We start from the raw sequence: 10256 nt of genomic DNA on the forward strand, positions 1-10256 counted from the left end.
TCCGCCCGTGCCGGTCACGCCCCCCGCGGCCGCGCCGACGGACACGGCCAATGCTGCCAGCGCCGGCGTCACGCCCGGCCCAGCCATTGCCGATCTCATTCCGTCCGGCGATCGTTCGCGCAAGGCGTTGCAGGCCTTTCGCCTGTCCTGCCCTTCGCTGATGCGGCGGAACGACCAGAGCGGACTGACGCGCGGTTCGGACTGGAACAGCGCCTGCGCCGCCGCGTCGAGCTGGCCGGAGGCTTCGGCCGGCGAATTTTTCGCCCGCTATTTCGAAGCGGTGCAGGTGGGCGATGGAAAGGCCTTCGTCACCGGCTATTATGAGCCGGAGATCGCTGGGTCACGCATGCGGCAGCCTGGCTATGACGTGCCGATCTACCGCCGCCCGCCCAATCTGATCGACGTCAATCTGGGCCAGTTCAGCGACAGCCTGAAGGGCAAGACCATTCGCGGCAAGGTCGACGGCACCAATCTGGTGCCTTTCGACGAAAGGTCGCAGATCGTTTCGGGGTCGCTCGCCGGCAGGGGGCTGGAACTGGCATGGGCCGCCGATCCGGTGGAATTCTTCTTCCTTCAGGTGCAGGGCAGCGGACGGCTGCTGCTGCCCGATGGAGGGGTCATGCGGATCGGCTATGACGGCCAGAATGGGCGCGACTATACCGGCATCGGCAAGCTGATGAAGGATCGCGGCCTGATCCAGGCCGGGTCGATGCAGGACATCATGCAATATCTGCGCGCCCATCCGGCCGAGGGCGCGGCGATCATGAACGAGAACAAGAGCTTCGTCTTCTTCCGCGAACTGACCGGCGCCGGCCCCCTTGGGGCGATGGGAGTCGCGGTGACGCCCGAAGCCACGGTGGCCGCCGATCCCCGCTATGTGCCGCTGGGCGCGCCGGTGCTGCTTTCGCTCGACCGGGCGGAGCCCAACGGCATATGGATAGCGCAGGATACCGGCGGTGCGATCAAGGGCGCCAATCGCTTCGACAGCTTCTGGGGCGCGGGCAGCAATGCGCGCAGCGTCGCGGGCGGCATGTCGGCGCGGGGCAGCGCGCTCGTCCTGCTGCCGATCGGATCGGCGGCGCGCCTCGGCCAGCAGCCCTGACGTCATGCGGCGATGCCCCGGCGCAGTCTCACCTCCGATGAACAGGCGCTTTGGACGGCGCTGACCCGCTCGATCAGGCCGCTGAGGCCGGGCGCGCGCGTCTCCGCCATCCCCACGGTTCCGGTTCCCGCCAAGGAGAAGACAGGGTTAACGGTTCCCTCTGCCCGGACGGTCGCGACGGCCCCGCCGCGCACGCCCGCGGCCACCCTGGATTCAGGTTGGGAGCGCAGAATCCGTAGCGGAAATCTGACACCCGACATGACCATAGACCTGCACGGCCACAGCCTGTCGGCAGCCCATGCCCGGCTTAACCAGGCGCTGGCCTCGGCCTGGGCAAGGGACGTCCGCATCATGCTGATCGTCACGGGGAAACCGCCGAAAAGCCCGTCGGCAGGCGGCGGTCCGCGCCGCGGCGCCATTCGCGGCGAGATCGGCCACTGGCTGGAAACCAGCAGCTATGCCGATCGCATCGCCAGCGTGCGGATCGCGCATCAGCGCCATGGCGGCGACGGGGCGCTCTACGTCATCCTGCGGCGCAAAAAATAAGCCTTTCGGACGAATCCACTGACCTTTTCTTAACCACTGTCCTTCATATCCCGATGATCCAGTCCAAACGTCGGGCTGGCTGGGCAGGGAGGCACATGCAGGGCGTGACATTGACGAGCCGCGCCACCGCCTTCGCCTGCGCCGCGGGGGCGCTGGTGTTCATCCTGTCGCTGGTCCTGGGCCAGGGGCAGGCGACGGACATGGACGGCGTCGGCCGATCCCTCATCATCGCGATCCTGTGCGGCACGCTGAGTTGGGCGTCCGCCCGCCGGACGGTGGCCACGACCGCAAGCGCCATCGACGGCGCGACCGAACGCCTGCTGGCGGCGGCGCATGGCGACCTGCAATCCGCCGTGCCGCGCGACATCGGCCAGGAACTGCCCGATCTGTCGGTGGCGATGGAAAGCCTGTTCAGCCAGGTGCGCACCAATCTGGACCATGTGCAGGCGCTGGCCCTGTTCGATCCGGTGACGGGCCTCGCCAACCGCATCAGCTTTTGCCGGCAGGTCGAACGGCTGCTGGCGGAACGCAGCGAGGAGGGGCTTGCCGCCCTGTTCTTCATCGACCTCGACGGGTTCAAGGGCGTCAACGACACGCTGGGCCATGCGGCGGGCGACCAGTTGCTGGCGCGCGTCGCCGGCCGGCTGCGGGAAGTCGCCATGGCGCAGGCCAGCGCGGGCGCGGGCGATTGCCTGATCGGTCGCCTGGCGGGCGATGAATTCACCCTGTTCGTCCCCAGCTTGCCGGACATGGACAGCGCCGGGCGGATCGCCCGCGCCATCCAGTTCGCGCTGCGCGAGCGCTTCGACCTGGGCAGCCAGCATGTCGACCTGGGCGCGTCGATCGGCGTCGCCTGCTATCCTGAACATGGCGACACGCTGTCCGCGCTGCTGCGGTCGGCGGACATCGCCATGTATCATGCCAAGCATCAGGGCCGTAACCGGGCCGAGATGTTCACCACCGAACTGGCGCTGGAAGCCGCCGACCGCGCCGAGCTGGAGCGCGACCTGCTGCTGGGCCTGCAACGGGAGGAGTTCCTGCTGGAATTCCAGCCGCAGATCGAGATCGGCAGCGGCCGGGTCATCGGCGCCGAGGCGCTGATCCGCTGGGCGCATCCGGAACGCGAGCTGGTGATGCCCGGCTCCTTCGTGCCCATCGCGGAGGAAAGCGGCGCCATCGTGGCGCTGGGCGACTGGGTCATGGGCCGGGTGTGCGAGACGGCGGCGCGCTGGTCGCAGGCCGGTGTCAGGCAGCGGATCGCGATCAACATATCCTCCCGCGAACTGGGGCAGGCCGATTTCTTCATGCGCCTGCGTCATGCGATAGACGCGCATCGGGCGCCGGCGATCATGCTGGAACTGGAGATCACCGAATCGCTGGCAATGGGGATGAAGGCGCGGACGCTGGACCAGATCCGCGCCCTGCGGCGGGACGGCGTGCGCATCGCCATCGACGATTTCGGAACCGGCTATTCCAACCTCTCGCGACTGCGCGAATTGCCGGTCGACCGGGTGAAGATCGACCGTTCGCTGGTCCGCGACATCGCCGTTTCGGCCGAAGCCCGCACGATTTGCAGCGCCGTCGTCGGGCTGATCCAGGGATTGGGCATGGAAGTGGTGGTCGAGGGGGTGGAGACCGAGGCGCAGATGGAAATGCTGCGCGTGATCGGCTGCACGCTGTTCCAGGGCTATCATCTGGCGCGGCCGATGGGCGAGGAGGATTATCTCGCCCGCTTCGCCGCGCCCGCGCCGCTGGCCAGGCAACGCTCCGTCTGAGGCGGCGGCCTATTCGCTTCCCGCTCACCCTGAAATGAATGTCGATGGGTCCTGGGCAGCGTGGACAAATTCGGAAATGTCGTGAAATGGCTAATCGCTGACATCAGTTTTCCGTCACCCCGGACTTGATCCGGGGTCCCGCTTTCTTTCTGAGTGCCCGCCTGGAAAAGGCAGCGGGACCCCGGATCAAGTCCGGGGTGACGAACAGGGGGGAGGGGTGACGAAATGGGGAGCGTCCGCTAACCACCCAAATCACTCAGTCCGGCAAGTCTTGAATTTGTCCACGCTGCCTAGCTCGCCAGGGCCTTCGCCGTAACCAGCCGATAGATTTCGGCGAGGTCGCGCAGGTCGGCCAGCGCCACCGCCTCGTCCAGCTTGTGCATGGTCGCGTTATTGAGGCCGAATTCCACCACCGGGCACAGGCGCGAGAGGAAGCGCGCATCGGACGTTCCGCCGGTGGTCGACAGTTCCGCCTCCACGCCCGTCACGTCGCGGATCGCGCCCGCGACCATGTCCGACAGCATGCCCGGCTCCGTCAGGAAGGGTTCGCCGCTGATCTTCGCTTCCACCCTGCCGCCTTCGGCCGCGGCGATGGCGGTGATGCGGTCGACCAGCTCCGCGCCGCCATGCTCATTGTTGAAGCGGATCGAGATGCGCGCCTGCGCGGCGGCGGGGATCACGTTGGTCGTCGGATTGCCGACGTCCAGGTTGGTGATCTCGATATTGCTCGCCTGGAACCAGTCATTGCCCTCGTCCAGCACCAGCGCGTCGATGGCGGAAAGGATGCGGATCAGGCGCGGGATCGGATTGTCGGCCAGATGCGGATAGGCGACATGGCCCTGCACGCCGTCGACATGGATCCACATGTTGACCGATCCGCGCCGGCCGATCTTGATGACGTCGCCCAGCCGCCGCGAGGAGGTTGGCTCGCCCACCAGGCAGAGGTCGGGACGCAGCCCATGGGCGGCCATCCGGTCCATCAGGGCCAGCGTGCCATGGACGGCCGCGCCTTCCTCATCGCCGGTGATGATCAGGCTGATCGTGCCGGGCAGGTCTTCGGGCAGGTCGTGCAGGGCCGCGACATAGGCGGCGATGGCGCCCTTCATGTCGACGGCTCCGCGCCCGTAGAGCAACTCGCCGCGCACCTCCGGCCGGAAGGGATCGCTCGCCCAGCCATTGCCCGGCGGGACCACGTCCAGATGCCCGGCAAAGGCGAAATGCCTGCCCGGCCCGGTCGTCCGCCATGCCAGCAGATTTTCCACCGGGCCGTCCGGCGCCTCCCCGGCCAGGAAGCGGTCGACGGTGAAGCCCAGCGGTTTCAGCATCGCCTCCAGCACGGCGAAAACCTCCCCCGTGGCGGGCGTGACGGAGGGACAGGCGATCAGCTTCTCGGCTATGTCGATCGGGTTGGCATCGGTGCTGGTCTTGCTCATGCGGTTGCGTTAGAGCATTTTGAAGCCGGCTGAAACAGGCGCGGCGCGCAAAATGCGGTGGAGAACAGGGCGCATTTTTGAAGTCGGCGGAAGCGTCGCCGGCGCTGCCGGCAGGAGGACATGTCATGCCCAAGGTCGACCTTGCGGCCATCGAACAGACCAATCGGACAGGCTATCCGCCCGAACATGCTGGCGCGGTGGCGGGGCGATGGGTGCGCAGGCTGGGGCCGGCGACCGGCCTTTCGGATTTCGGCGTCAGCCATGTGGTTCTGAAGCCCGGCGCGGCATCCTCCCAACGGCACTGGCATGAGGATGAGGACGAGTTCGTCGTCATGCTGAGCGGCGAGGCGGTGCTGGTCGAGGAAGGAGGGCGCACGCCGCTGCATGCCGGGGACATGGCATCCTTTCCGAAGGGCGATCCCAACGGCCATCATCTGGTGAACGAAAGCGGCGAGGATTGCGTTTTCCTGGCGGTGGGGCGCGTTCCGCTGGGGGATGCGCATTATCCCGACATCGACATGCAATGGGTCGGGGGCAGCTATCGCCGCAGGAATGGAAGCGGCTTTTGAGGCTGGACCGCCGGGCATTGATGGCCACTCTGGGCGCCGCGATGACGGCTCCCAAGGCCCTGGCCGCGTCCCCCGCCGGGGTGGTGAAGCCGCCCCGGCTGCGCCCCGGAGACAAGGTGGGCCTGATCGAGCCGGCGGGTTTCACCGACGATGCCTTCGACCTCGATCTGGTCAAGGAAACGATCGTCGCCATGGGGCTGGTGCCCAAGCCCGCCCGGCATCTGGTCGAACGTCACGGCTATCTGGCCGGGACCGATGCCGACAGGGCGGCCGACGTCAACGCGATGTTCGCCGATCCGGAGGTGCGGGCGGTATTCGCCACCCGGGGCGGATGGGGCTGCGCGCGCATCTTGCCCTATCTCGACTTCACGAAGATCAGGGCCAATCCCAAGCTGCTGGTCGGATTTTCCGACATCACCGCGCTGCATCTGGCCTTCGCGGCGCGGGCGGGTTTCGTCACCATCCACGGCCCAAATGCGGCGAGCAGTTGGCCGCGCTTTTCCTGGGACGCCTTCCGCGCCGTCGCCTTCGAAGGGGCGACGCCGCTGATGGCCAATCCGGAGGGGCATGAGGACCGGCTGGTGCAACGCAGCGGGCGCATCCTGACCTTCCGGGGCGGGAAGGCGAGCGGGCGGCTGCTGGGCGGGAACCTGACCGTGCTCTCGACGCTGATGGGAACGCCTTGGCTGCCGGATTTCGACGGCGCGATCCTGTTCATCGAGGATGTGAGCGAGCAGCCCTATCGAATCGACCGGATGCTGACCCAATTGGCGCTCGCCGGCGTGCTGGGCAGGGTGGCGGGCGTGGCGTTCGGGCAATGCACCGATTGCGGCCCCAGCGGCGCCTCCTATGGCGGGTTCACCCTGGCGGAGGTGTTGCAGCAGCATCTTGCGCCCCTGGGCGTGCCGGCTTTCCAGGGCGCGCTGTTCGGCCATGTCGCCAGCCAGTTCAGCCTGCCGGTCGGCTGCCGGGCGGAGATCGACGCCGACGCGGGAACGATCCGGCTGCTGGAGGCGGCGGTTCGCTGAAAGGAGCGACGACATCGAGCCGAGAATTCAGTCCTTGTCGTCGGTGGGCCGCACATAGGCGCCGCGCCCGTCGGGCGGGACGAGCGACCTGTCCTGGATCGTCAGGACGAGCGTGCGAAAGCCGGGTTCGGGCACGTCCCTGGTCTTTTCGGAGGTAAGGATGACGGCGCCGTCCCTCTCGGCCCACCGCCCCTCCGCGAACAGGTCGAGCGCGCCATAGACCAGATACCATTGGAAGCGGCCGTCCGGATGCAGCATCAGTTCGGACCCCGTCTCCATCACGCCGCGCAGATAATAGTGCCCCGCCCGCTCGGCGGCTTGCGCCCAGGCCGGCCCGGCCAGGACCGCGGCAAGGGGGAGAAGGGCGGTGAGGACGCGCATCGGGCGATGCTATCGCAGGATGGCCCGGCGGAACAGGCCTGCCATGCGCGCGGGCTACGCCCGACGCGGCGGGACGCCTGCCCAAGGCATCGTGCCCCTGCGAAGGCAGGAGCCCAGTCCCGCCCTCCCGCTTGAACTGGGCTTTCATGGCCCCCAATGCCCGCAAGGCCTCAGCGCGCCGCGCTCGACGCGATCCCGGCCCTTTCCCCGACCGCGATCCTTCGCTAAAGCCGCCCGATGATCCTCGTCATCGACAATTATGACAGCTTCACCTGGAACCTCGTCCATTATCTCATGGAACTGGGCGCGCAGGTGGACGTCGTCCGCAACGACGCCATCTCCGCCGGGCAGGCGCTCTCCACCGGCGCGCAGGCTTTCCTGCTGTCTCCCGGCCCGTGCACCCCCAATGAGGCGGGGGTCAGCCTGGACCTCGTCGCCGCCTGCGCCGATGCGGGCGCGCCGCTGCTGGGCGTATGCCTGGGCCATCAGTCGATCGGCCAGCATTTCGGCGGCAAGGTGGTGCGCGGCGGCCTGATGCACGGCAAGACCTCCCCCGTCACCCATGACGGCAGCGGCCTGTTCCAGGGGCTGCCTTCGCCCTTCACCGCCACCCGCTATCATTCGCTGATCGTGGAGGAGATTCCCGAAACGCTGATCGTCAACGCCACCAGCGAGGACGGCTCCGTCATGGGTTTCCGGCATCGCGACCTGCCGATCCATTCGGTTCAGTTCCACCCGGAAAGCATCGCCACCGAACATGGCCATGACATGCTGGCGAACTTCATGCGGATCGCGGGCATTCCGGTTCGGGAACGCGTGACGGGCTGAACCGCTTTCCTTTTCGGCCCCGCCAGCGGTCCTCATACCTCCAAGGCCGCAGCGACTTTCGCGCATCCCATCTCGACTCCGGCGCCGTCCCATGATTAAGGCAGCGACGATGACCCGCCTGCCCGATCCAACCCTGCCCCTCGACGCGCAACAGGCCGCAACGGCCTTCGACCTGCTGTTCGATGCCGACCTGCCGGAAGAGGAGATCGCCGGCTTTCTCGTCGCCATGGCCCGACGGGGCGAGACGGCGACGGAGATCGCCGCCGCCGCCCGCGCCATGCGCCATCGCATGATCCCGGTCACGGCTCCGGCGGGCACGATCGATGTCTGCGGCACGGGCGGGGACGGGCACCATACGCTCAATGTCTCGACCGCCGTGTCGTTGGTGGTCGCGGCCGCGGGCGTCCCGGTGGCCAAGCACGGCAATCGCGCCGCCTCCTCCAAGGCCGGCGCCGCCGACACGCTGGAAGCGCTCGGCCTGGACCTGGACCGCGCCGCCGCGACAGCCGAAGCGACGCTGGCCGATCTCGGCATCTGCTTCCTGTTCGCGCAGAACCATCATCCCGCGCTCAGGCGGCTCGGCCCCATTCGCCGGGCGATAGGCGAACGCACCATCTTCAACCTGATGGGGCCGCTTGCCAATCCGGCCGGGGTGCGCCGCCAACTGGTCGGCATCGCCCGCCCGGACTATGTCCCCATCTATGCGGAGGCGCTGGCGGAACTGGGCGTCGACCATGCGATGATCGTTTCCGGCGACGAAGGGCTGGACGAACTGTCGCTGGCCGGCGGCAACGCGCTGGCGGAGGTGAAAGGCGGCGGCCTGGTCGCGATGCGTCGCCTGACTGCCACTGAATTCGGCCTTTCCACCCATCCGGTCGAGGCCATCAGGGGCGGCGACCCCGCCCATAACGCCGCCGCCCTGCGCGCCCTGTTGCAGGGCGAAACCGGGCCCTATCGTGACGCGGTGCTGCTGAACGCCGCCGCCGCCCTTGTCGTCGCGGACGCCGTGTCCGATTTCCGCGAGGGCGTGGAGGAAGCCGCCGAAACCATCGACCGGGGCCTTGCCAACGCGTTGCTCAATTGCTGGATAGCTTTCAAATGACCAACAAGCTGATCGAAATCTGCAACGCGAAGCGCGATGAGGTCGCCCGGCGCAAGGCCGCCACGCCCATATCCTCGCTTCACGCCCGCGCCGCCGCACAGACGCCGCCGCGCGGCTTCCGCAAGGCGCTGGACGATGCCGCCCGCTCCGGCTTCGGCCTGATCGCGGAGGTCAAGAAGGCCAGCCCGTCCAAGGGCCTGATCCGCCCCGATTTCGATCCGCCCGCCCATGCCCGCGCCTATGCGGCGGGGGGCGCCGCCTGCCTGTCGGTGCTGACCGACGAACCCTATTTCCAGGGGCATGACGATTATCTGGTCGCCGCCCGGTCCGCTTGCGCCCTGCCGGTGCTGCGCAAGGATTTCATGGTCGATCCCTGGCAGGTGCTGGAAAGCCGGTCGTTCGGCGCCGACGCGATCCTGATCATCGTCGCCGCGCTGGACGACAACCAGATGGCGGAGATAGAGGACGCCGCCCTTGGCCTGGGCATGGATGCGCTGGTCGAAGTGCATGACGCGCAGGAACTGGAGCGGGCGATGAAGCTGCGTTCCCGCCTGATCGGCGTCAACAATCGCGACCTGCGCGACTTCACCGTCGATTTCGCCCGCACCTATGAACTGGTGGGGCAGGCGCCGGAGGGCTGCACCTTCGTCGCGGAAAGCGGCATCGGCGGCCATGACGACCTGATCGCCATGTCTGACCATGGCGTGCGCTGCTTCCTGGTCGGGGAAACGCTGATGAGGCAGGCGGACGTCGAAGCCGCCACGCGCAAGCTGCTGACGGGGCGATGAGCAAGCTCACCCATCTGGACGAGGAGGGATCGGCCCATATGGTCGACGTCTCCGCCAAGGCGACGACGACGCGCAAGGCCGTTGCCGGCGGGCGCATCAGCATGACCCCCGAAGCCGCAGCAGCGATCGCGCAGGGATTGGTGAAGAAGGGCGACGTGCTGGCCGTAGCCCGCGTGGCCGGCATCATGGCGGCGAAGCGGACCGCCGACCTCATCCCGCTCTGCCACCCGATCCCGCTCAGCTCCATCAGCATCGACCTCGATCTGGACGGCAGCGGCGTGTCCGTGACGGCGACCGCGAAGACGGCCGGCCAGACCGGCGTGGAGATGGAGGCGCTGACCGCCGCGTCGGTCGCGTTGCTGACGGTCTATGATATGGCCAAGGCGCTGGATAAGGGCATGGTGATCGGCGAGGTGCGCCTGCTGGCCAAGAGCGGCGGCAAGTCCGGCGGCTGGACGGCCGGAGACGGACCGGCATCATGAGCCTGCTTCCGGTCGCGGAGGCGCAAAGCCGCCTGATGGCGCTGGCGACGCCACTGCCGACGGAGCAGTTGGCCGTTCCCGCCTGCGCCGGACGCTGGCTGACGGAGGATGTCGTCGCGCTGCGCGACCAGCCCTGGGCCGACCTTTCCGCCATGGACGGCTATGCCGTTCGCGCCGCCGAATGGCCGGGGCCGTGGCAGGTCGCTGCCGAAAGCGCGGCCG

Annotated in this window: 11 protein-coding genes and 1 pseudogene; 10 read left to right on the forward strand and 2 right to left on the reverse strand. The window is 67.9% G+C overall.

Translation table 11 applies throughout. The annotated features are described in order from the left end of the window. The 3 genes from mltA to L286_RS31825 all read left to right on the forward strand — a co-directional run. Positions 1-1102, forward strand: a 1102-nt coding sequence (gene mltA, locus L286_RS31820; protein WP_021223265.1) for a murein transglycosylase A, incomplete at its 5' end; no start/stop codon positions are given. A gap of 72 nt (positions 1103-1174) precedes the next feature. Next, positions 1175-1648, forward strand: coding sequence for a Smr/MutS family protein (locus L286_RS0124445; protein WP_443214471.1), 474 nt, complete (start codon positions 1175-1177; stop codon positions 1646-1648). Between the two features lie 95 nt (positions 1649-1743). Next, positions 1744-3423 (forward strand): putative bifunctional diguanylate cyclase/phosphodiesterase, encoded by a 1680-nt coding sequence (locus L286_RS31825; protein WP_020819910.1) that lies wholly within the window; start codon positions 1744-1746, stop codon positions 3421-3423. 290 nt (positions 3424-3713) lie between these two features. On the opposite strand, the gene dapE is transcribed toward L286_RS31825, so the two are convergent. After that, positions 3714-4856 carry a succinyl-diaminopimelate desuccinylase gene (gene dapE, locus L286_RS31830; protein WP_020819909.1) on the reverse strand — a complete coding sequence of 381 codons (1143 nt, stop codon included), beginning with the start codon at positions 4854-4856 and terminating at the stop codon, positions 3714-3716. 125 nt (positions 4857-4981) lie between these two features. Here dapE and L286_RS31835 point away from each other — a divergent pair, with 125 nt between their 5' ends. Together L286_RS31835 and L286_RS31840 are read left to right on the forward strand one after the other, a co-directional pair. Continuing rightward, on the forward strand, positions 4982-5425 hold the full coding sequence (locus L286_RS31835; protein WP_007687725.1) for a cupin domain-containing protein: 444 nt from the start codon (positions 4982-4984) through the stop codon (positions 5423-5425). Between the two features lie 20 nt (positions 5426-5445). After that, positions 5446-6453, forward strand: a complete 1008-nt coding sequence (locus tag L286_RS31840; RefSeq protein WP_020819908.1) for a S66 peptidase family protein — start codon at positions 5446-5448, stop codon at positions 6451-6453. A 27-nt stretch (positions 6454-6480) separates the two neighbouring features. On the opposite strand, the gene L286_RS31845 is transcribed toward L286_RS31840, so the two are convergent. Continuing rightward, a complete protein-coding gene (locus L286_RS31845; protein WP_020819907.1) occupies positions 6481-6834 on the reverse strand; it encodes a hypothetical protein in 354 nt (117 codons plus the stop codon). A 237-nt stretch (positions 6835-7071) separates the two neighbouring features. Between L286_RS31845 and L286_RS31850 the strand changes: the two genes are divergently transcribed. From L286_RS31850 to L286_RS0124450, 5 genes and pseudogenes are all read left to right on the forward strand, one after another. Continuing rightward, entirely contained in the window at positions 7072-7662 is a 591-nt protein-coding gene (locus tag L286_RS31850; protein ID WP_020819906.1) for an anthranilate synthase component II, read from the forward strand. Positions 7663-7771: 109 nt separating this feature from the next. Next, positions 7772-8764 carry an anthranilate phosphoribosyltransferase gene (gene trpD / locus L286_RS31855; RefSeq protein WP_020819905.1) on the forward strand — a complete coding sequence of 331 codons (993 nt, stop codon included), beginning with the start codon at positions 7772-7774 and terminating at the stop codon, positions 8762-8764. Beyond that, complete coding sequence (gene trpC, locus L286_RS31860; RefSeq protein WP_020819904.1) at positions 8761-9552, forward strand: indole-3-glycerol phosphate synthase TrpC; 792 nt, start codon at positions 8761-8763, stop codon at positions 9550-9552. Before trpD ends, trpC begins: the two co-directional genes overlap by 4 nt. Further along, complete coding sequence (gene moaC / locus L286_RS31865; RefSeq protein ID WP_020819903.1) at positions 9549-10034, forward strand: cyclic pyranopterin monophosphate synthase MoaC; 486 nt, start codon at positions 9549-9551, stop codon at positions 10032-10034. The genes trpC and moaC overlap by 4 nt, the downstream gene beginning before the upstream one ends. Then, positions 10031-10256 (forward strand): annotated as a pseudogene (locus tag L286_RS0124450) (molybdopterin molybdenumtransferase MoeA); the annotation flags it as partial. The gene moaC and the pseudogene L286_RS0124450, both read left to right, overlap by 4 nt.

The organism is Sphingobium sp. HDIP04, assembly GCF_000445085.1.
Classification (GTDB): Bacteria; Pseudomonadota; Alphaproteobacteria; order Sphingomonadales; family Sphingomonadaceae; genus Sphingobium; species Sphingobium indicum.